The sequence below is a fragment of the Saccharothrix sp. HUAS TT1 genome (genome assembly GCF_040744945.1).
In the GTDB taxonomy this organism is placed as follows: Bacteria; Actinomycetota; Actinomycetes; order Mycobacteriales; family Pseudonocardiaceae; genus Actinosynnema.
In genome coordinates, this window is the sequence record NZ_CP160453.1 from 7,933,665 (window position 1) to 7,956,474 (window position 22,810).

Genomic DNA, 22,810 nt, shown 5'->3' on the forward strand with positions numbered 1-22,810 from the left:
CCGCCTACCTCACCGACCTCCAGCTGGCCGACCTCGGCGACGACTGGCTCGACCAGGCCCTGGCCTACGCCACCCGCCCCGCCAAGGGCGCGCCCGGCCCGCTCACCCGGATCACCGCCCGCCGCACCCGCCGGGCGACGCCCACCGGCGGTCCGCCCGACTACCGGCTGGCCGACTACCTCGACCAGTGGGGCCGCGCCCACCGCGGCCACGTCACGCCCGGCATCGACTTCTGGACCGCCGCCGCCGACCACGCCCGTCCCGCCGACCAGTCGGCGCTCGCGCGGCTCGCGTGGAGCCGCGGCCTGTACCGGGACGCCGCGCAGCTCCACCGCAACGCCGCCGCGCGGGGCGATCCGCGCGCCGCGCGGCTGCTGGTCGAGCAGGTGGGCGCGCTGCACCCCGACGACACCCGGCCGGCGCGCTGGGCGGCCGCCCAGGACCTCGTCCTCGACACCGAGCTGGTGGCGAGGACGATCCCGGTCCTGCACCGCGGGGGCGCGGACGTCACCGCCCTGGCCCCGACGAGTGGCCGAGCACGTCGACCTCTCGGACTCGGTCCTCGTGGGCGGTGCGCTGACCACGTTGCGCTCGGTCGGCGCCGACGAGGCAGTGGACCTGCTGGCCTGGCGGGTGGCCGAGCAGGCCGACGTCGACCGGTCGGACGTGCCGGCCCTGCGGTGGCAGCTGCACGACACGATCGCGGTCGACCAGGCGGCGGCGCTGGCCCGCCGGGCCGCCGGGCAGGTGCCGCTGCGCCACGCCGGCGGGGTGGCGGACCTGCTGGTGGCGCTGCACGAGGCGGGCGACGTCGAGCAGGTGGCCATGCTGGCCCGGCGGATCGCCGAAACCGACCCGCCGACCGACGCCGCCTCGGTGGTCGACCTGCTGGCCAAGCTGCACCGGGTCGGCGCCGCCGAGCAGGTGGCGATCGTGGCGCGCGGCGCGGCCGAGCACGTCGTCCTGGACGACTGCGCCTGGGCGACCGAACTCGTGGTGACGTTGGCGTGGGTCGGCGCCGAGGCGGCGGTGGACGTGCTGGCCCGGCGGGTCGTCGCGCACGTCGTCGACACCGACCCGCCCGCGGTGTGGCTGGTGCTGGTGGCACTGCACCGGGTGGGCCGGACCGAGCGGTTCGCCGAGCTGGCCGGGTGGGCGCTGTCCCGGTTCCCCTCGTACGACCCGGACTCGGCGGCGTGGTTGCTGCACGCGGTCCACTGGGCGGGCGCGATCGGGCAGGTGGTCGCGCACGTGCCGGTCGACGACCCCGCGGTGGCCCTGCGGCTGCTGGACGAGCTGCGCGGGCTGGGTGAACCCGAGCGGGCGACGGCGCTCGCGTCCCGGGTGGCGGCGGAGGTCGTGCTCGCCCCGCTCGACGCGGTGGCGCGGTTGCTCGACGCGTTGCGCGACTGGGGAGCCCCGGAACAAGTCGCGTTGCTGGCCCGGCGGGCGGCCACCCACGCCGCCCTCGCGCCCCACTACGCGGTGCCGCGGTTGCTGCAGGTGCTGGAGGAGCCGGAGGCCGCGGTGCTCGCCCGGCGGATGACCGCCGACGTCGACCTGCGGAACGCGACCTTCGTCGCCGTCCTGCTGGCCGGGCTGCACCGGATCGGGCACCCCGCCACGGCGGCGCTCGCCCGGCGGGCGGCGGCGCACTGCCCGCTCACCCCCGTCGCGGCGGTGAGCGACCTCGCCGTCGTGCTGCGGGACGTGGGCGCGGCCGAGGACGTCGCGGTGCTGGCATGGCGGCTCACCGCGTTGTCCCGGGAGCGCCACTTCGAGGACGCGTACACGGTGTCCATGTTGCTGACGGCTCTGCGCGCGGTGGGCGCCGACGCCGAGTTCACGGTCCTGGCCGAGCGGACGGCCGCGCACGTCCCGCTCGATGACGTGCACGTGGTGGCGGCGCTGCTGGACACGCTCCGGGAGGCGGGCGGAGAGGCGTTCGCGGTGCTGGCCGAGCGGGTGGCCGCGGACGTCCCCCTCGACAACGGCTACGTCGTGGCGAAACTGCTGCGGACCTTGCGGGACGTCGGGACCGCGTTCGCCGACCGGGTGGCCGCACGCGGTCCGGTCACCGCGCCCGCCACCGCGACGAGGCTGCTGGCGGTGTTGCGGGAGACGGGCGCCGACGAGCAGTTCGCGGTGCTGGCCGAACGGGCCGCCGCGAGCAGCTCCCCGGACGACCTGGAGGCAGCGACCGCCCTGCTGGAGGCGTTGTGGCAGGCGGGCGCCACCGGGCAGCACGCCGTGCTGGCGCGGCGGTTGGCCGAGGACGCCGGCCTGCGCCACCCGGAGCGGTTGGCGTCGCTGTTCGAGGCGCTGCGCGAAGCGGCCGACGCCGACGCCCTGACCGCGCTCGCCTGGCGGGCGGCCACCCGCGCCGAGCTCCACAGCTCGACCAACATCACCGCACTGCTGACCACCCTGCGAGCGCAGGGGTGCCACGCCCAAGCGGTGGCGCTCGGCGAGAGGTTGCCCGCGGCGGGCCACTTCGACCTGTACCTGACCCTGGGCCGGAACCGGGCCCTCTACAGCTCCGGCCGGGAGCCGGACGGCGCACCGGCGCCGCCGTGGTCCTGGGACGACCTGCACGACCGCCCCCCGGCCACCGACGAGCCGGCCTCGCACCACCTCGCGTAGGAGGCGCGTTGCGTGAAGGCGTGGTGGTTGAGACCGGCGGCCGTCCGGCAGGATGCCCAGTGACGCCGATCACACCCGGAGGTCCCCCATGACCGCACGCCTGCGCCGCCGCGCCCTGTCCGCCCTGGCCGTCGCCCTGGTGGTGTTATCCGAGTCGCCGGCCGCGGCGGCGGAGCCACCGTCGTACGTCGCGCTCGGCGACTCCGCGGCGTCCGGCCCGCTGATCCCCGACCCCACCGGCCCCCTGGCCTGCGGCCGGTCCACGCACAACTACCCGCACGAGCTGGCGGCCCGCCTCGGCGCGGCGCTGACCGACGTGACGTGCAGCGGCGCGTCGAGCAGGCACCTGACCGAGCCGCAGGAGCTGTCGCTGCTCGACCTGCCCGCCGGCGTCGCGCCGCCCCAGTTCGACGCGCTGCGCCCGGACACCGACCTGGTCACGCTGACCATGGGCGGCAACGACGTCGGCCTCGTCGGCATCGCGCAGGACTGCGTGCGGCTCGACCCGACCGCGACGCCGTGCCGGGGCGACCACGAGGCGCGCCTGGCCCAGCGCCTGGCCGAGTTCGCACCCAGGCTGGCCGCCGCGCTGGACGCCATCCACGCGCGGTCGCCGCGGGCGCGGGTGATCACCACCGGCTACGGCCTCTACATCAAGCCCGGCGGGTGCTGGCCGGTCCAGCCGGTCCTGCCGTCCGACGCCGACTTCCTCCAGGGCGGCGTCGACCGGCTCAACCGGATCATCGCCGAGCAGAGCGCGGCGCACGGCGCGGAGCACGTCGACCTGAGGGGCCCGAGCGCCGGGCACGACGCGTGCCAACTCCCGTGGGACAAGTGGGTCGAGGGCTACGTGCCGACCGACCTCGCCGCACCGCTGCACCCGAACCGGCGCGGTGAGGCCAACTACGCGCGCATCATCGCCAACCACCTGGGGGCGTGACGTGAGGCTGCTCCTGGTCGCCGCCCTGATCGCGGCCGTCGCCGCGACCCCGGCGCAGGCCGCCTCCCACCCCCGCGACTGCGACCCGCTGGGCGGCGGCGAGTGCCTGCTGCCCTTCCCCAGCGACTGGCACACCCGGTCCGACCCGACCACGCCCACCGGGCGGCGGCTCGCGTTCACCCCGGACGTGCTGCCGCGCAACGCCGCCGGCAGCGCGGTCGACCCGACGGCGTGGAACCGGGCGGACGGCTTCTCCCCCGGCTCCACGCTGATCGCGCACGTGCCGGGCCTCGACCCGGCGGCGAGCGGACTGGCGCCGGTCACCGACATCGGCCGCTCGCTCGACGCCGACTCGCCCGTCGTGCTGCTGGACGCGTCGACCGGCGAGCGGTGGCCGCACTGGGCGGAGGTCGACTCGAACGACCCCGAGCGCCGGTCGCTGCTGGTCCACCCGGCCCGCAACCTCCGCGACGGGCACCGGTACGTGGTGGCGCTGCGCGGCCTGCGCGACGCGGCGGGTGGAGCGCTCGCGCCCAACCCGGCGTTCGCCAGGATCGCCGGGGCGCACCTGGGGCGGCACGACCCGCTGAGCGCGCGGCAGCGGCAGCTGCGGCCCGCGCTGGCCGCCCTCGCAGCGCACGGCGTCGCCCCGCGTTCCCTGCACCTGGCTTGGGACTTCACGGTGGCGAGCACGCGCGGCCTGACCCGCGACCTGTTCTCGATCCGCGACGACGCCCTGCGCCGGCTGGGGTCGCGGGCGCCGACGTCGACCGTCACCGGGGTCACCGACTTCACCCCCGAGCAGGACCAGCGCATCGCCCGCGAGGTCACCGGCCGGGTCACCGTGCCGAGCTACCTGGCGCTGCCCGGCGGTCCACCCGGATCGCTGCTCCACCGCGACCGGAACGGCACACCGCGCCACTCGCCGTTCGGCGCCGTGGAGGCGCAGTTCCGCTGCGAGGTGCCGCGGTCGGCGTTCACCGAGCCGTCGTGGCCCGCCCTGTACGGGCACGGCCTGCTCGGCTCGCGGTCGGAGGTGGGCGCGGGCAACGTGAAGTCGATGGCCGCCGAGCACGGGTTCACCTTCTGCGCCACCGACTGGATCGGCATGGCGCGGGACGACATCCCGGTCGTGCTGGCCGCGCTGGCCGACATCTCCCTGTTCGCCGCCATCCCGGAGCGCTCGCAGCAGGGCCTGGTGAACGCGATCTTCGTCGGCCGGGCGCTGGCGCACCCGCAGGGGTTGGTGGCGCACCAGGCGTTCCGGACCGACGACGGCCGTCCCCTGGTCGACACCACCCGGCCGCTGGTCTTCGACGGCAACAGCCAGGGCGGCATCCTGGGCGGCGCGCTGGTGGCCGCGTCACCGGACGTCCGGACCGCGGTCCTCGGGGTGACCGGGATGAACTACGGCGTGCTGCTCAACCGCAGCAGCGACTTCGCGCCGTTCCACCAGGTGCTCGACGTGTCCTACCCGGACCGCGCGCGGCAGCAGGTGGTGATCCAGCTGCTGCAACTGCTGTGGGACCGCGGTGAGACCAACGGTTACGCCAACCACCTGGGCGACCGCCGGGTCCTGATGCACATCGCGTTCGGCGACCACCAGGTCGCCAACGTCGCGGCGGACGTGGAGGCGCGCACGATCGGCGCCCGCCTGGCCGCGCCCGCCCTCGCCCCCGGCCGCAGCCCCGACCGCGTCCCGCACTGGGGCGTCGACCCGGTCCGGCTGCCGCACGCCGGTTCCGCGATGGTGGTGTGGGACAGCGGGACCCCGGCGCCGCCGACCACCAACACCCCGCCGACCGAACCGGAGTACGGCCGCGACCCCCACGCCGACCCGCGCTCGTCGGTGGACGCCCGCCGGCAGAAGGCGGTGTTCCTGAGGACCGGCGTGGTGGTCGACGTGTGCGGCGGCGAACCCTGCACGGCCCCGCCGACGGGGTGATCGGCAGTGCGGCTCGGACGCGGCCGACCCGATCCCCGGTCCGCGTCCGAGCCGGTCTGCCGCTCTCAGCGCGGCCGGGTCGCCGCCGCGATCAGCGTGATCAGCTGCCGGCGGAAGTGGTGGTAGTCGTCCACCGCGCCCAGCAGCGCCTCCGACTCCTGCTCCTCGCGCCGCGCGACCACCAGCACGTCCCGCCCCGACGGCGTGATCTCGACCAGCGTGCGCCGCCGGTCGCGGACGTCGGAGCCGCGGCTCACGTGCCCGGAGCGGTCCAGGCGCTCGATCGTCCGGCTCATCGTCTGGTCGGTCACCTTGCACAGCGTCGCCAGCTCGCGCTGGGCCAGCGGCCCGTCGGCGAGGTGGTGCAGCGCGATCAGGCCCGCGTGCGTCAGGCCCAGCCCGTTCAGCACCTCGTCGAACCGGCTCTCCACCACCCGCGCGGCCACCGACAGCAGTCGCCCGGTCGGCCAGGAGTCGACGTCGCCGCGCACCTGGTCCGGCCGGGACGACACCTCCTGCTCGTCCCCTCGGCCCACCGGACCATCTTGGCAGAGCACCCGGTTGTTCAGCCTGCTGAGCGTTTGCCATGATGTTCAGTGTGCTGAACATTGCGCGTCACCGGCTGCTGCTGTGGGGAGTCGTCGGGAGCTTCGTGCTCACCGGCCTGGTCTGGTTGCTCGGCCAGCGGCTGCACGGCACCGCCCTGCTGCCCGACCAGGGCGCCGCCTGGTACTACTGGAAGCTCCCCGAGCCGACCTTCTGGACGCGCGCCTCGGCGTGGACCGGGTACGTGGCGCACCAGCTCGTGTCCTGGGGCCTGATCCACTACGCCCGGACGCGGGTCCGCCGCTACACCTCCGGCCTGCACCGGGTGAACGTCGTCGCGCTGGCCGCCAACGGCGGGTTCATCGCCCTGCACGCCCTCCAGACGCAGCTGTTCTACGACGGCACCGCGCAGGACGTCTCGATCTTCAGCTCGCAGGGCTCCGTCGTGCTGCTGCTCGTGGCCGTGCTGCTGATGGAGAACAAGCGGCGCGGGCTGTTCTTCGGCCGACCGGCGCCGATCGCGGCCGACGTGGTCGACTTCGTGCGCCGCTACCACGGCTACCTGTTCAGCTGGGCGGCGATCTACACGTTCTGGTACCACCCGATGGAATCGACCAGTGGTCACCTGATCGGGTTCTTCTACATGTTCATGATCCTGTTCCAGAGCAGCCTGGTGTTCACCACCGCCCACACCAACCGGTGGTGGACGCTCTCGCTGGAGCTGATGGTGGCGCTGCACGGCACGCTGGTCGCGGTGATGAACTCCGGCCCGAACGGGGTCTGGCCCATGTTCCTGTTCGGCTTCGTCGGCATCTTCGTGATCACCCAGCTGCACGGCGTCGGGCTGGGCGCGGCGGCGCGCTGGTGGGTCGCGGGAGTGATCGGCGTGGCGGCCCTGGCCGTCTACGGCCGGCGCGGTTACGACCGGGTGGACGAGGTCGTGCGCATCCCGGCCATCGAGTACCTGCTGGTGGCCGTCCTCGCCCTGCTGATCTGGGCGCCGCTGCGCCTGGCGGCGCGCCGGCGGTGACCGGTCAGCTGTCCGCCTCTTCCCGCTCCCGCCCGCCGGTCCCGGTCAGGTGGTCGTACGTGCTGGTCCGCCGCATCAGGCGGTCCAGCCCCGGCTGCCTGCCCTCCAGCAGCAGCTCGGCGCCCGCCAGCGTCAACCGCCGGTGCACGGCGAGCAGCGTCGACAGCCCGTACGAGTCGCAGAAGTCGACGCCGGCACAGTCCACCCGCACCCGGCGCACGCCGCCGCGCGCGAGGAGGTCGTCCACCACCCTCACCAGCGCGTCACCGTTCTCGTAGACGAGGTCACCGGACAGGACGACGCGGGCGGTGTGCGCGTCCACGATGGCCAGGGTGCAGGTCAGCTTCATGCGGCGGGTCCCCGGTCGGAGGTGCGGGACAGCTCGACGCGCGCGGCGTCGAGGATGCGCGTGGCGCGGGGGAAGTCGTGCAGTTCCGCCGCGAGCAGGGTCAACGCGGGCGTCAGGTGCCGCGCCGGCACGCCGCGGGCGGCCAGGATCTCCGCCGTCCACGTCAGGAACGACGTGAACAGCGCGTCGTCGTCGGTGTAGAGCGCGACGGCGAAGAAGTCCACGATGTGCGCCAGGTCCTCGGCGGTGTGCTGGCGCTGCAGGTCGGTGTACCGCAGCATCGCGGGCACCTGCCGCTCCAGCCCCGTGTAGACCGCCTTCACCAGCCGGCCGCTGGTCCGCGACACCATCGTGTACTCCTGGTCGCCCAGGTGCGGCAGGTGGTCGATCGGCTGGTAGCCGCCGCGCGGGCGGGGCAGCGGGCCGGCCGACAGCAGGTCGGCGGCCGTGCGGGCGTCCGGCGCCCAGACGTCCGCCCCGAGCAGCTTCGCGTACCGGCCATCGGGCCCGAACGCCGCGCCGCCCACCACCACCGGCACCCCGGTCGACTGGCAGGCGGTCATCGTGGCGTGCGCGGTCGGCAGCCGGGTGGCCAGCGAGCCGGACAGCGCGACGGCGTCCGGCCCGGTGCTGTGCAGGTGGGTGATCAGGTGCGGCGCGGGCACCTGCGCGCCCAGGTAGTCGACGCGGAACCCGCGCAGCTTCAGCACCTCGGCCAGCAGCCGCGCGGGCAGCGAGTGCCACTCGCCGTCCACGCACGCCACGGTGATCCGGCCGCGGTGCGGTCGCGGGCGTTCGACGGTGACGGCCAGCGCGGACACCACCCGCTCGTTGATCGCGGTGGCCGCGTGCTCCTGGGCGACGGTCAGCCGGTTGGCCGCCCACTCCGCGCCGATCCGCCGCTGCACCGCGCCGACCACGTCCAGCAGCACGCTCTCGGGGTCGAGCCCGTCGGCGAGCGCCCGTCTCGCCACCTCGGTGGCGAGGTCTTCGTCACCGTCCACGACGGCGTCCCACAGCTGTCGCGCGCAGTCGAGCGCGTCCGAGGTCGTCGTGGTCATCCGGTGTGGGCCCCTCGTCCACCACCGGACACTGAGGTCAGGTGTCGGCCGCGCGGCGCGGTGACCGCCAGCACGGCGATGTCGTCGTGGCCGCCCGCGCCGATCCACTGCGACGCGACCATGTGCACGTGCTCGGCGATGGCGTCCGCGGGCATCCCGGCGCACGACGCGAGCGCCCGGTGCAGCCGCTCCTCGCCGAACATCTCGCCGCCGAGCGGTCCGCCGACCGCCTCGGTGATCCCGTCGGTGTAGAACAGGCACGTCTCGCCGGGGGCCAGCACGACCTCGGCGGTCACGGCGTCGATCTCGGGCAGCACACCTATCAGGGTGCCGTGCGTCGGCACTTCGCGCACGTCGCCGTTCGCCCGCACGACCAGCGGCGGCATGTGCCCGCCGGTGGTCACCCGCAGCCGGACGTCGGGGCCGACGCGAGCCACCGACGCCAGCACGACCGTGACGAACTTGGTGTGGTGCGAGCTGAGCAGCGCGTCGTTGAGCAGGGTCAGCATCCGCCGGTGGTCGTCCGCGAGCGGCAGCAGCGCCTGGAGGGTGGTGCGGACCTTGCCGGTCATCACCGCCGCTTCCAGCCCCTTGCCGCACACGTCGCCGAGCACGACCAGCGACTCGCCCGCCTCGCCGCCCGGCACCGGGTGGACGTCGTAGAAGTCACCGCCGACCCGCTCGGTGTCCAGCGACGGCCGGTACCGGCCCGCGAACTCGACCCCGTCGACGCTGCGCAGCGACGGCGGCAGCAGCTCGCGCATCAGCGTGTCGGTGATCGACACCTGCTGGGCGAACATCCGCGCCGCCGACATCGCCGCGCCCGCGCGGGCCGCGAACAGCCGCGCGAAGAACTCCTCGGCCTCGCTGAAGACCTGCTGCTCGGTGCGCCGCAGCAGCACCAGCGCGCCCGCCGGCACGCCGTGGCCGGGCAGCGGGGTCACCACGATCGAACCGACCTCGCCGAACCCCTCGGGCACCAGCCAGGCGGGCGCGGAGGACGGCTCGATCCAGCGCGACGGCACCGGCGGGAAGCCCTGCAGCGCCTCGGCGAGCCCGGCCACCTCCTCCGGGTCGATCGGCAGCCGCTCGTGCACCGCGTCACCGCCGCGCACGCACCACGTGACGGAGTGGTCGCGACGGCCGCCGCCGGGGGCGATCACCCAGGCGGCGTCGGCCAGGTGACCCGCCGCCAGCTCGGCCGTGATCCGCATGCACCGCTCGGGGTTGAGCGAGGTCAGCAGGGCCGACGACACCTCACCGAGCAGCGCCGTGCGCTCCCGCTCGACCCGCAGCGCCTCCTGGGCCAGCCGCGCGTCGGTGTCCTCGGTCAGCCACCACGTCACCGAGCCGTCGTCGTGGCCCACCGGGTGCGCCTCGAAGCTGCGGTCGCCCAGCGCGCCGCGCGCCGTCCCGGCGGCCGGTTCGGCGTGCGCCCGGCCCAGCCAGCCGGCCCAGTCGGCCAGCGGCCCGTCCAGCGCGGCGTCCGGGAACACCAGCTTCGCGGCCTCGTTCGCGGCGCGCACCAGGCCGGTCGAGTCGGCCAGCACGGCCGGGTAGGGCGCGCTCGACCACCCGATGTCGATCGCGACCTCGGGGTGCCGGACTGCAGGACCGGTCTCCACCACGCGCTCGTCGGCCCCCGTGCGGGCGCCTCCACCTCACTCCACTCTCTGGACTCGCCGCCGTCGGACAGCAGCCGGCAACGGCCTTGCCAGACCCGTGGGCCTCCCCCCAGCCTGCCAGACGACTCCTCCGTCCGCGAATACAGCAGGTCACACCCGGTGCGGGCGGCGGATCGCGCCCCTCTCCACGCCACGTCCACTCGATCGAGCGGCTCCCCACGCCCCGGCGCGTCGAGGAGATATCCCGGACCACCGACATCACCCCCGTGCTGCCGCAACCGGGACCCCGGCGGCCGGCACCGCGAGACCGCCGGCCCGCAGCTGCGCCTGATCACCTGCGGCGGCGCCTTCGGCCAGGCCACCGGGAGCTACCGGGACGACGTCATCGTCCACGCCGACCTCGCCCGAGGCCGGCTCACTGGAACCCGCGGCCGATGAGGGGCACCAGGGCCAGCGGCCGGACGTCGCCGGCGAACGTCGACGCGCCGACCGGCCGTTCCGGCCCCGGTCGCGGTTCGGGGCGGTCGAAGGCGCCCTCAGCGAACAGGTCCTCCACGAAGGCGTCGACCTTCTCCTCGGTGACCGACGGCATGGCGAAGACGTGCGCGTAGTGCCGCACCCCGCCGTCGCCGGTCGGCATCGGCTGGCAGGACAGCGACCACTTCTCGACCACGTCGTCGTTCGGTTGGCGGAAGCGCACGGTCAGCGCCATCGGGCTGCGGTCGACGTGCAGGCCGCCCTCGGGCAGCCGGTCCTCCCGGTCGAGCCGGTCCTCCAGCTCGCGCAACGAGCTCTCCAGGTACCGGGTGACGCGCAGCGCGCGCACCGCCGCGGCCGCGTGCTCGCGGAGGGACTTGGACGCCAGGTGGTTCCACAGGACCAGGGGCGACAGGCCGTTGCGCGAGCCGGCGAACGTCGTGTCGGGCGAGCCGGTGTAGGCCGGTTTGGAGGGCGGCTCGACCCGGAACTTGTTCTTGGTCATGAACACGCCGCACGGCCACGGCGCACCCGGCCACTTGTGCCCGCTCATCACCAGGGAGCTGACCACGTCGACGCCGTGCACCTCCAGCCCGAAGTCGAACTCGGGCACCTTGCCCTTGATCTCCCGGCGCAGCTGGATGCCCAGCTCGCTGCCGTGCTCCTCGGCCGCCGCGATCCGCAGGAACGGCATGAACCCCGCGCCGAGCGCGCCGTCCACGTGCACCCAGAAGCCGCGGCGGCGGTCGACGTGGCCGGGTTCGAACTCGATGTCGCGCTCCAGCAGGCCGTGCTCGGCGAAGATCGGGACGAGCCGGCTCGCGACCTTCTCGACGTTGTCGTAGGCGCCCTTGAAGGTGGTGCCGAAGTTCAGCAGCAGCAGGATCGGGTGCCCGCGCTCGGCGAAGAACCGGACGAGCCGTTCCAGCGCCTCCACGTCGATCTCGCCGCTGCCCTCCGGGCCGCCCTTCGAGGGGACCTCCATCGGCCACTCGTCGGCGATGGGGCACTCACCCGGGTACTCCCGCCTGCCGACCGCCGCGAACGTGTCGATGGCGAGCGTGCGGACGGCCTTGATGACGGAGTAGTGGGTGTCCTCGGAGTAGAAGGCGATCGGCCGGTACGCGTTGTCGTGCGTGACGGCGCTCTCCGTTCCCGCCTGCACGTACATCATCTGCCGGCCGTCACCGGGTTCGGTGATCAGCTTCTTGCCCGAGAGGTAGTCGCGGGCGGAGGCGAGCGCGTACAGGTTGCCCTCGGTGGAGCCCATGGTCAGCACGTAGCCCCAGTAGCTGTCGGGGTTGTCGGCGTCGTAGGGCCACCCGGCGCGCCAGAGGGAGGCGTAGTGGTCGAGCACGGCGCGTTCCACGATCTTGGTGTTGAGCTTGTAGTTGCCCTGCTGGAACGGGTCGCCGATGTTGTTGAGGTGGAACTCCAGGAACCGCGCCAGGTCCCGCTGGTAGTGGCCCATGTCCTGGTTGCCCTGGAACCCCACCATGGTCCCGTGCTTGCCGACCAGGTAGGTCTCCAGCCGGTTGAGGGCGCGCTTGCGCTGCTGGGCCGTCAGCCCCTCGGCGGGGATCTCGAACTCCCCGATCTCCAGCTCGGGATCGCTCGGGTACACCTCCCGCGGGTCCTGCCGGGGCTCCGCGATCACCGACGACCGACCGTTGCCCAATCCGGCGGAGGCCAACAACGCCGACCACGTGGCGTCGTCAGGCCCGTAGGGAATCTCCGGCCGCTGCTCGCTGGGTTGCCCGGTCATGCTGCCCCTCCCGACCCGGTGACGTGTAGCGCGTCGGAGCGTGCCACCGGCCGTCGGCGACCTACACCCCCAAACCACCGATTCACCAACACGTGTCGCACATTCACCCCACAGAGGCTGGGTGAGCGTCACAGAGTTCTGGGGAGCTTCGGCAATCGCGCACCGCGAGCCGGTGGGCTGTGCTCGTCGGGTGTCGCGTTCCACTGCCCGACCTCCACCCCTCGGCCACCGCAGATCGCGGCCCGCGATCGGGTGATACACGGTCGGGCCTGCGGTTTGCGGTGGACACCGGTGGTGAGGTCGCGGAGGATTCCGGCATGGGGCACCCCGACGAGTTGGCGGCCTTGGACCTGTACCCGGTGTGGACGGCGGCGGAGGGGTTGGCGGGGGTGTTCGACCCGTTCCGGTTCGAGCAGCGGATGGCCGCCTACCGGTTGATGATCGACGGCACCAACCCGGCGGACCGGTTCGGGCGCGACAACCGGCGCAACCCGCTGTGGGGGCTGATGTTCCAGCACCAGTGGCAGTTCCGCACCGGGCGGCTCGGCGCCGGCGCCCGGGAGGACGGGCGGATCGACCCGGACTCGCCGTGGGGTTACGGCAACTACACGCTCAACGTCGTCCCGTGGTTGGCGGCGGCCGCCGTCGGGGTGGTGCCGGACCTGCCGGTGGCCGACCCGCCGACGCCCTCCCGGTTCCGGTACGCGACGGGTGGCGTCGTGCCGGCGGAGCTGGCCGGCGCGGTGGACGACTGGCGCGCCTACTTCGAGCTGGTGAGCCGGACCGGGCCGGTAGACCCCGAGCCGGCCCGCCTCGCGCTGTGGAGGGCCCACAAGACCTGCCTGGACGTGGTGGTCGACGTGCTGGCCGACGTCGACACCGACCCCTGGCCCGCACTGGAGGTCGACTTCCTGCGCGGCTGGTGCCGGATGGTCGACTACCTGTGGGCGGCGGCCTGGCCGACCGACTTCGACTTCATGACCGCGCACGGCCTCGACGTGCTGCCGGAGTCGCTGCTCACCACGCCCGAGGACGTGCGCGCACTGCCCACCAAGGTTCGCGGCAACGTCGTCAACATCCTCCGCCTGGCCGGCACACCCCGGTGGCGCTACCACCTCAACCTCACGCTGTGGCAGCGGATCATGCGCACCCGTGAGGCCCGCGACCAGGTGCTGCCCCTGCTCGACGCGGTGTTCAACCCCGGACCGGGCAACACCGCCGAGCGCCGCAAGCTGCTCGGCTACCTGCTGCGCCCCTGATCGCCCATCGCACCCGGCCGGACCCTGTGCCCTTGGCAGGGTGGGCCGGGTGAAGGTCCGCATCCCGATCGTGCTCGCGATCCTCGTCGCCGCGATCGCCCCCGTGTCCACCACCGCCCCACCCGCCACCGCCGCCGCCAACGCCGAGAACAAGGTCACCGACCCGGTGCCGCTGCTGGAGCTGCACACGCCCGGTGACGCGGGCCTGTTCTGGACGTTGTCGCAGGCCGAGGCGCAGGCCGCGGTCACCTCGCACGGCATGCGGCCGCACGCCGGGGCCCGCGTCGGCTACCTGCGCCGGGCGCCGTTCACCGGCTCCCAGCCGATCCACCGGCTGCGCAAGCTGAACGCGAGCGCCTACCTGCTCACCGCGTCGACGTCCGAGCGCGACCAGCTCACCACCGGCGCGAACCCGGCCTTCCGCTACGAAGGCGTCGTCGGGCACGCCTCGGCCACCGCGCAGCCGGGCACCGAGGTGCTGTACCGGATGCGCAAGGACGGCCTGGCCGACTCGTGGCGTCCGGTCCTCGCTTCGCGGGCCGCCGCGATGCAGGCCCAGGGCTACGTGGTCGACGGGCCGCTGGGGCACGTGCACCCGCGCTGGATCCGGACCGGCGCCATCTACTTCGGCGTGTTCGACGCCAACGGCAACCGGTCGATGATGGACCGGGTCGAGCAGTACTACGGCCCGGAGTCGGCGAACGACTGGTGGGGCGGCGTCCGGCACGCCCACGACCGCCACCCCAAGGCCGTCGGGCACTGGCCGGACGAGGACTTCTCCCACCTCAAGCCCGCGATCGGCTACTACGACGACGCCCGGCCGGAGACGGTGGAGCGGCAGATCGCCCAGGCCGCGGGGCTCGACCACTTCGCCTTCTACTGGTACTGGAACCCCGCCGCGGCCGACGAGCAGCTGACCACCGGCCTGCACTCGTTCCTGGCCGCGCGCAACCGCTCCGACCTGAAGTTCACCGTGCTGCCGTGCATCCACCCGTGGGGCGGCGGCGCGGGCGGCACGTTGCGGATGCCCTCCGACCAGATCACCCGGGCGGCGCAGATCCTGGTGGACGACTACCTGTCGCAGCCGAACGCCCTGCGCGCCAACGACGGCCGGCCGATGTTGCAGCTGTGCGACGTGCGCGGCATCGGCAAGCCCAACAGCGGCCCCCAGGACAACACCGTCGACGCCGCCGCGGTCCGCCACTTCACCGACGCCGTCCGCACCCGCGCCCGCGCGACGCTCGGCGAGGAGGTGCTGATCACCATGACCACCGACAACGGCACGCCCGAGCCCGAGCACGGCCTGGACGACAGCTACTGCCCCGGCCGCTGGGACCACCAGCGGGGCTCGTACGAGAACTACGTCGCCGGCGAGCGCGACTGGTTCGCCACCCAGCCGGGCCCGCTGGTCCGCTGCGCCACCTCGGACTTCGACGAGCGCCCGCGCATCGGCGTCAGCAAACCCGACCCCGTGCAGCCCGGCGACACCTCCGAACAGGCCCAGGCCAAGCTGCACGCGTCCTTCCGCTGGTACGAGGACCAGTCCCTGCCGGCCTTCCGCCGCCTGCCGGCCGACATCCGCACCGACCTGGACGAGTCCACCAGGCCGTCCGCGGTGGACAACGTCGTGCTGCTGTACGCGTGGAACGAGTGGCACGAGGGCGGCGTCATCGAACCGAACGCCCGCGACGGCTGCGCCTACCTCGACGCCGTCCGCGCCGAACTGCGCCTCACCAAGGGCACGGGCTGCACCCCGACCCCCACCCCGTACCCACTCGCGGCGACGCATCCCACCGGCTGATCCCGCCGGCGGGATGCGCGGGTCTGGAGCGGCTTCGCCCGCCTTCCACGACCGAGGAAGGCAGGCGACCGGTGTTATCGGGACCGGAGGGCGTGGACAGCGGCGAAGCGGTTCTTGACGTTGTCGGTCAGCCGCTTCAGGCCCAACAGCTCCAGCACGGCTCGCTGCAACGCCTCTCCCCCGGTGCTCCCATCCCGCTCGGCGACGTGGTCGAGCAGCGCCGCCAGTTCGCTCGGGGGCACCTCCTCGAAGGACCGCGGTCCCAGGTGGCGCAGCCGCACCTCCGGTTGACCGGGCAACCGGTACGTGCGCGGTTTGACGCCGCTCTCGCCGAGCGGGTTGTCCTCGATGAGCCGCCCCTCGCGCACCGCTTGGGCGATCGCCTTGTTCAACTCACCCGCAACCAGCTTCGTGACCCTGACGGAGCCCGAAGTCCGGACGTAGGCGGTGTGCAACCGGTTGCCGAGCACCGGGCCTTCGGCTTCGACGAGGCGAACCAGACCGTCGAGCAGGTCCCGACGTGATGCCTCGGCCACTTGGACCACGGTTCCGCCGAACGTCCCGTACGCGGCGAGCACGGAGTCCTGGGTGGATGGCGCCTGCTCCTCGGCCGCGAACGGCGGCAACTCCTGCTCGTGCTCCACAACCGGCGGCGCGAACGACTCCTGGACCTCCGCGGTCACCGGCGGCACGACAGGTTCGACCACCTCCGGAGAGCGCACGACCTGCTCCGGAACCACCGGCTCGGTGGCTACCGGTTCCGGCTCGACCACCGCGGGCACGACCACCGCAGGCACAACGACCGCAGGCTCGACCACCGCGGGCTCGACCACCGCCACTGGTGGACGCGGCACCGGAGCCGACGGGTCGTCACCGTTCGACGTCCACCCCGAGGGGTGAATGTCCAACTCGTGCAACGCATCCCACAGCCGGGCGAGCACCGCGGGCCGGTCCGCGTAGAACTCCGACTCGCGGATGCGGAAGAACCGCCAACCGCACCGCTCCAAGTCGCGCTGCCTGGCCATGTCCCGCTCGTACGCCTCGGGCCCGTGCCACGCGTCGCCGTCGCACTCGACCGCCAGCCTGGCCTTGGCGCCGACAACCACCAGGTCGACCCGGTAGCCCTCGGCCGGGAACTGCGGGACGACGCTGTACCCGCGGTCCACGAGGCGGTTGAACACCCGCTGCTCGAACAGCGAGTCGAAGGGCTCCACCTTCTGGTTCTCGGGCACGGCCGTGCGCCTGGCGTCGTCCACGCCGTCCACCCGCCCGGACAAGGCGTAGCAGTAGTCCAGCAGCTGGAACCGCATGTCCTCGGGGTTGCCGAGGTCGGACAGGCGCAGGGAGTGGAACACCCACATCTGGTCCTTGGCGCGGGACGCGGCGACGTTGAAGCGCTGGACGTACATGTCCTGGGTCAGCGAGCCGATCCGCTTGCCGGGCTCCGGGGCCTTCACCATGGACAGGAACATCACGTTGCGCTCGGAGCCCTGGAAGTCCGCCGAGTCGCCGCACCGCAGGTCGCGGGCCTTCCACTCCTCCGGCGGGATGCGCTCCAGCAGTCGCTTCTCGATCCTCTTCGCCTGGGCGCGGCCGAGCAGCGACACGACGCCGAAGGTCATCCCGTCGTACCGCGGGTCGGCGATGCACTTCTCGACCTGGTCGACGATGGCGTCCGCCTCGACCGGGTTGACCTTGTCGGTCACGCCGCGCTCGTAGCCGTTGTCCAGGAACACCGGCTTGATCGGCTCCAGGCGGTCCGCCCCGTACTGGCGCACGGGCACCAGCCGGATGCCGTCGGGCTCGTAGGCGATCCGGTTCGAGAAGCCGATGATCTCCGGCACGCAGCGCCGGTGCTCGACGAGCGTGGTCATGCCCTCGAAGCGCATCTTCGCCTCGTCGAACAGGCTGCGCTTCGGGTCCTGCCACGACGCGCGGTACGGGTCGTCCCACAGGTACTGCTGGGCCAGGTCGCGCAACTGCTGCTGGTCTGCGCCCACCGCGGTGGGCGAGACCTGCTTGTCGTCGCCGATGACCACGATCTTGGGTGCGAGGTACTGCAGGAACGTCGCCTCCAGGCCCGCCTGCGACGCCTCGTCCACCACCACTACGTCGAACATGTCCGGCTGGACTCGGAACTGCTCGGCGATCCGGTAGACCGGCATGATCCACACCGGCACCGCCGGGCGACAGCGGTCCATGGCCACCTTGATGTCGGCCCGGCGCTGGTTCGCGTAGACGCCGGTGCCCTTGCCCAGCAGCTTGACCAGCTGGGCGTACTGGAGCAGGTCGGCGCGGGCCTTGCCGGACAACCGCTCCGGCGACACGGCGTGTCCCCAGGCCCGTTCGGCGGCCAGTCGCTCGACCCGGCCGCGCACCTCCTCCTCGACGCGCAGCACCTCGGCCTGGAGGGCGTTGACGTCCTCGTCACCCCGCCTGAGCACCCATCCCAGCGCGACCACCCAGGCCCACGCGGCGTCCCAGTCGCCCAGCCGCTCCGCCCAGACGGGGTCACGCGGGTCCGTCGACACGGCCTCGTGCAGCCGCGGCAGCAGATCGGCCAGCACCGCCGCGATCTCGTCCCGACGGCGTGCCAGCCCGGCGACCTCGGTCAGGCGCACCAGCCTGTGGTGCGCGACCGCGTACGACTCGTGATCCCGGTCCTCGGCTGCCTGCGCCAGGTGCTTCACGCACGGCGCGGCGTCCGTCCACTGCGCCACCTCGGCGATGGTTCCCACGACCTCCAGCAGCGGCACGGTGGCCGCGGTGCGCGCGTCGTGCGCGGCGGCGACGTCAACGAGCCGGGCGTAGGTCTGGACGGCCTCCAGGTCCGTCCAGTTCGGGCGCGGAAGCCTGAGCCCCGCCAACCCGCGCTCTTCGGCTTCGAGGGCTTCCCCCAGTGCCAGCACGCGACGCAACTGCTCCAGCTCGGTGACGTGCCACTGGAGCCGTTCGCTCAACGTGTCCTCGGCCGGAATGTGCACGGAGTCCGGCCACGCCCGGTCGAGGGCGTCCAGCGTCCTGGCCGCCTCGGCCCACATCAGGAACACGTCGAGCTGGTCGGCGCTGGTCGGCGGGACGCCGTTGACCCGCACCGCTTGGAACAGGGGCTGGGCGTGCTTCACGGCCTTCGGGGCGAACGCCCCGGTCTTGGGCGTGCCGTCCGGGTTCGTCTTGAGCTTGCCGCCCTCACCGACGTGCGCGCGGAGCGCCCCGGCCAGCGCCACGAGCGCGCCCATGTCGGCTTGGCCGACCTGCACCTCGGTGAGCGGGCCGAGCCGGTCGACCAGGGGACCGACACGACCGACGAGCTGGGCGACCTGGCTCCCGCGCGACCGCCAGTGGTTCGCGCGGCCGGCGAGCACGTCGGACAGGGCGTCGTTCATCCACTCCTCGCGCCGCCGCGACAGGTCCTCGGCCTCCCGCGCGAACCCGTTGAGCCGCTGCCTCAGGAGGGTCCGCGTGGACTGGTCGAGGCGGCGCACGGCGTCGAACGCGGTGTGCTGCGTGAGGCTGCCGTGTCCCTCCTCCGTCGCGATGGCCTGCCGCTCCGCGGTGACCAGCGCGAAGAACGCCTCGGGATCGGGCACGTCGGCGAGGGGCAGGAGCCTGAGCCGCGACTCGGGCTCGTCGGCGTTCAGCGCGTCGTCCACGAGGCTTCGGCGCCACTCGACGATCTCGCTCGCGGGGACCGGGGACGGGACGACGCCGGTGACGTCGACCAGGTCGACCACCCAGCCGAGTCGGTCCCGCTCCGCCTCCACCCGCTGCGCGATCGCGGCGAGCGTGCCGCGGTAGTCGCCGACCTCGTGCCCGGTTACCTCTTCGCCGCGCGCGTCGAGCAGTCGCCGGTACAGCCCTGCCCGGCGCAGGCGGAGGTCTTCGATCGCGGCGATGTGGTCGCCGACGGCCCGGCGCGCGCCTTCGGCGTCGTACTCGCCAGCGACGTGGCTGATCCGCTCCACGGCGACCTTGAGGTCGGCCAGGTCCGAGCGCGAGGAGCCGACGACCGAGACGGCCAGCGGCGCGATGGCCTCGGGCAGCTTCGCCCGCACCTCCTTCAGAGCGCGGTCGGTGTGCGCGGTGACGAGCACCCGCTTGCCCTGCGCGAGGAGGTGGGACAGCAGGGCGGCGACGGTGTGGGTCTTGCCCGTCCCGGGTGGTCCTTGGACGAGGACTTGGGCCTTCGCGTCGACCTGCGTGAGGACTCGCAACTGGCGATCGTTGACCGGTAGGGGCAGGAACAGGTCCGCGTCGAGGTCGACCAGGGCGCCCGGCTCGGGCGAGCGCTCCGCGGTCGGCCGGTGGTTCGGGTCCACGAGCGGCAGCAGCCCGTCGGGCACGACCCCGAACTCGCCGATCTGCCCGGCGACCGAGTCGAGGATGTCGACGATCCCCTGCCGCGAACGCCTGCGCAGGATGACTGCCGGGGCGAATGCCGCCACGGCGTGCGCACCGGGCTTCTGCGGGTCGTCCTCGGCGAGGTAGGCGGCGTCACCGTCGAGGGCGTGCACCAGGCGGCGCAGCACGGTGCCCACGGCGTCGCGGTCCAGGACGGCGGCGGTGACCTCGCGGGCCTCGTTCCTGATCTGCACGACGTGCTGCGGGTTGGCCACCCGGCCGGGGTCCAGCATGTCCAGTTCGACGTTCAAGCCGTCCGCGACCTCGGCCTGCTGGAGGGTCAGCCGCCCGGTGCCGTCGTCGAAGTGGATCACAGCGGGCACGGTGGCGAGGTGACGTCGGACGACGTGGTGACCGGGTGGCGACCACGACAGGCAGCCCACGCCGATGACCAGTTCGAGTTCTTCGGCGTGCCCGGCCGCGGTGACGTAGGCGGAGAACAGGTCGTTGTAGACGTTCCGCGCCGGCTGGTCGGCCCGCTCCTGCTCGGCCCACTCCGACCAGCGGGCCGCCCACTCGACATGGGCATCGCGGATGTCGGGGACGTCTTCGAGCGCGGTGCGCCGCTCTTCCTCGCCGATCGACTCGCGCAGGCGCGGCGGGGCGCTCGGGTCGTCCCACTGGCCGTCCAACCAGGGCTTCAACTCCGCCTCCGGCTCGGGCGGTTCCCGGTGCGCGACCCGTTCGACCGCGAGCAGCGCGGCGCCCGGCTCCGGGGCGTCCTCGCGGTGGGCGGATCGGATCGCGGGGTGCTCGGGCAGCTGTCCGAGCCACAGCACAGAGTCGTAGCTGTCCGTGGTGCGCGGCGGGTTCGACTTGAGCTGTTGGCTCCGCGCGAGGAACTGGAAGAGCCGTACCGCTCGATCGACCGCCATGCCCTGCGGATCCGGAGCAGCGCCATCAATCGCCACAGCCGTCCCCCTTCCTCACCACCGAACAGATCAAGCTGCTCATCGGTAATGGCTCGTTCAGCGATACGGTCGACACCACACCGTTATGAACAAAGACCGCAATTTTGCGGATAGCACCACTGCGATAATCCGTCCGCTCGGACTCCGAAGCCCTAGGTCAAGCGGCCCAGCGCGGAGGCCTTTCAGCGGAAACAGCCCTACGGTCACCCGAAACGCAGTCAGTCTGACGATCACGGCAGTTCCGGATTCGCGAGGTTGCCGTTGATCATCGGAGCGAGGCCCCGGAGGCTCGCGAGCGGACGTCACCGACCGGCCGGAAGCGGTGTCGAGCAGCGCGATGCGCCACCGCCAAGATGGTCGGTCATGCCGGGTTCCGGCGTCACCTTCGCTTGACAGCGCTGGTCAGAGGCACCTCTTGACTTCCTGAAGACGACGGTCGTACCGTGTCCGCTTAAGTTCCAGCGAGAAACTAATCGTTTCGGCGACCGACCGACTGGGAGCGCTCCCAGACATGTCGGGCGCAGGCCGAGGGGACGTTCGCGCCGCCGCCGCAGCGGCTGTCCCGGCCCAGGGCAAGCCGGGTACCACGCACGTCGACTCAATGAGGTGTCGAAGTCATGAGGAAAGCGATCGCCACGTTCGGCGCCGCGCTGCTCGTCGCAGCCGGTTTGGGGCTGACCACCCTGCCGCAGGCTCAAGCGGCAGTCGGTCTGCACGTCAGCGGCACGCGGATCGTGGAGGCCAACGGGCAGCCGCTGGTGATGCGCGGTGTCAACCACCCGCACGTCTGGTTCACCGGTGAGACCGGCGCGTTCGCCGACATCAAGGCACTGGGCGCGAACACCGTGCGGGTGGTGCTCGGCACCGGCAAGCGGTGGGGGCCGTCCACGGACGTGCCCGCGGTGATCGACCTCTGCAAGCGCAACCGGATGATCTGCGTGCTGGAGGTGCACGACACCACCGGTTACGGCGAGGAGGGCGCGGCGGCTTCGCTGGACGAGGCGGCGAACTACTGGATCAGCCAGAAGAGCGCCCTGGTCGGCCAGGAGGACTACGTCGTCATCAACATCGGCAACGAGCCCATCGGCAACACCAACGCGGCGCAGTGGACCTCCGCGACCGCGAACGCCATCAAGAGGCTGCGCGCCAACGGTTTCCAGCACCTGCTGATGGTCGACGGCCCGAACTGGGGCCAGGACTGGCAGCACGTCATGCGCGACACCGCCCAGACCGTCCTCGACGCCGACACCCAGCGCAACACGGTCCTGTCGATCCACATGTACGCCGTGTTCAACACCGCCGCGAGCATCACCGACTACCTGAACCGCATCCAGGCCAACGGGTGGCCGCTCGTCATCGGCGAGTTCGGCTGGCGGTTCGCGGACGGCGAGGTCGACCACGAGGCGATCCTGAGCGAAGCGCAGGAACGCGGCCTCGGGTACCTGGCGTGGTCGTGGAGCGGCAACTCCGACCCGATCCTGGACATGGCGACCGACTTCGACGCGTCCCGGCTCACCACGTGGGGCCAGCGCATCTTCAACGGCGCCAACGGGATCAAGGCCACGGCCAAGGAAGCCACCATCTTCGGCGCGCCCACCACGACCACCACGACGACGACCACCACCACGACCACGACCACGACGACCACCACCACGCCCGGCGGCGGGTTGACGTGCTCCGCGACGTACCGGCTCGTCGGCCAGTGGCAGGGCGGTTTCCAGGGCGAGGTCGAGGTCACCGCGGGCGCCAGGGCGATCAAGGGCTGGACCGTCACCTGGACGTTCGCCGACGGCCAGGCCGTCACCAACGCCTGGAACGCCACCGTCACCAGCAGCGGTTCGTCGGTGACCGCGCGGAACGCGGGCTACAACGGCTCGCTGAACGCCGGCGCGAGCACCACCTTCGGCTTCACCGGGTCGTCGCGCACCACCAACAGCGCGCCGACCGCCTCCTGCGCCGCGGTCTGACCGCTCCCCCGACGCGCGGACGCCGCTCCTCCGGCGTCCGCGCGTCGGCGGGTCGAGAACGCGCCACCGAGGCCGCGATCCTGTGCGGGC

The 22,810-nt window shown here is 72.9% G+C and carries 13 protein-coding genes; 7 read left to right on the plus strand and 6 right to left on the minus strand.

Translation table 11 applies throughout. The features are described from left to right. Positions 1-528 precede the first annotated feature (528 nt). The 3 genes from AB0F89_RS34760 (at position 529) to AB0F89_RS34770 (ending at position 5,528) form a co-directional block, all read left to right on the plus strand. Entirely contained in the window at positions 529-2,643 is a 2,115-nt protein-coding gene (locus AB0F89_RS34760; RefSeq protein ID WP_367130305.1) for a hypothetical protein, read from the plus strand. A gap of 88 nt (positions 2,644-2,731) precedes the next feature. After that, positions 2,732-3,583, plus strand: coding sequence for an SGNH/GDSL hydrolase family protein (locus tag AB0F89_RS34765; RefSeq protein WP_367130307.1), 852 nt, complete (start codon positions 2,732-2,734; stop codon positions 3,581-3,583). A 1-nt stretch (position 3,584) separates the two neighbouring features. Further along, positions 3,585-5,528, plus strand: a complete 1,944-nt coding sequence (locus AB0F89_RS34770) for a hypothetical protein (RefSeq protein WP_367130309.1) — start codon at positions 3,585-3,587, stop codon at positions 5,526-5,528. Between the two features lie 65 nt (positions 5,529-5,593). Here AB0F89_RS34770 and AB0F89_RS34775 read toward each other — a convergent pair whose 3' ends face one another. Continuing rightward, a complete protein-coding gene (locus tag AB0F89_RS34775) occupies positions 5,594-6,064 on the minus strand; it encodes a MarR family winged helix-turn-helix transcriptional regulator (protein ID WP_367130311.1) in 471 nt (156 codons plus the stop codon). Between the two features lie 62 nt (positions 6,065-6,126). Between AB0F89_RS34775 and AB0F89_RS34780 the strand changes: the two genes are divergently transcribed. Beyond that, positions 6,127-7,104 (plus strand): hypothetical protein, encoded by a 978-nt coding sequence (locus tag AB0F89_RS34780; protein ID WP_367130313.1) that lies wholly within the window; start codon positions 6,127-6,129, stop codon positions 7,102-7,104. 4 nt (positions 7,105-7,108) lie between these two features. On the opposite strand, the gene AB0F89_RS34785 is transcribed toward AB0F89_RS34780, so the two are convergent. The 4 genes from AB0F89_RS34785 to AB0F89_RS34800 all read right to left on the minus strand — a co-directional run bounded on the left by AB0F89_RS34785 (position 7,109) and on the right by AB0F89_RS34800 (position 12,381). After that, complete coding sequence (locus AB0F89_RS34785; protein WP_367130315.1) at positions 7,109-7,453, minus strand: STAS domain-containing protein; 345 nt, start codon at positions 7,451-7,453, stop codon at positions 7,109-7,111. Then, entirely contained in the window at positions 7,450-8,514 is a 1,065-nt protein-coding gene (locus AB0F89_RS34790; protein WP_367130317.1) for a B12-binding domain-containing protein, read from the minus strand. Before AB0F89_RS34790 ends, AB0F89_RS34785 begins: the two co-directional genes overlap by 4 nt. Then, on the minus strand, positions 8,511-10,139 hold the full coding sequence (locus AB0F89_RS34795) for a PP2C family protein-serine/threonine phosphatase (RefSeq protein WP_367130318.1): 1,629 nt from the start codon (positions 10,137-10,139) through the stop codon (positions 8,511-8,513). The genes AB0F89_RS34790 and AB0F89_RS34795 overlap by 4 nt, the downstream gene beginning before the upstream one ends. Before the next feature lie 415 nt (positions 10,140-10,554). Continuing rightward, positions 10,555-12,381, minus strand: a complete 1,827-nt coding sequence (locus AB0F89_RS34800; RefSeq protein ID WP_367130320.1) for a hypothetical protein — start codon at positions 12,379-12,381, stop codon at positions 10,555-10,557. Between the two features lie 317 nt (positions 12,382-12,698). Between AB0F89_RS34800 and AB0F89_RS34805 the strand changes: the two genes are divergently transcribed. Beyond that, the gene (locus AB0F89_RS34805; protein WP_367130322.1) at positions 12,699-13,640 is read left to right on the plus strand and encodes a Leg1-related protein; all 942 of its coding nucleotides are present in this window, start codon (positions 12,699-12,701) and stop codon (positions 13,638-13,640) included. A 49-nt stretch (positions 13,641-13,689) separates the two neighbouring features. Beyond that, positions 13,690-15,441 carry a glycoside hydrolase family 99-like domain-containing protein gene (locus tag AB0F89_RS34810; protein ID WP_367130324.1) on the plus strand — a complete coding sequence of 584 codons (1,752 nt, stop codon included), beginning with the start codon at positions 13,690-13,692 and terminating at the stop codon, positions 15,439-15,441. Between the two features lie 74 nt (positions 15,442-15,515). Here AB0F89_RS34810 and AB0F89_RS34815 read toward each other — a convergent pair whose 3' ends face one another. Next, positions 15,516-20,717 (minus strand): AAA domain-containing protein, encoded by a 5,202-nt coding sequence (locus AB0F89_RS34815; RefSeq protein WP_367130326.1) that lies wholly within the window; start codon positions 20,715-20,717, stop codon positions 15,516-15,518. A 653-nt stretch (positions 20,718-21,370) separates the two neighbouring features. Between AB0F89_RS34815 and AB0F89_RS34820 the strand changes: the two genes are divergently transcribed. Continuing rightward, positions 21,371-22,720 carry a cellulase family glycosylhydrolase gene (locus tag AB0F89_RS34820; protein WP_367130328.1) on the plus strand — a complete coding sequence of 450 codons (1,350 nt, stop codon included), beginning with the start codon at positions 21,371-21,373 and terminating at the stop codon, positions 22,718-22,720. Positions 22,721-22,810 lie beyond the last annotated feature (90 nt).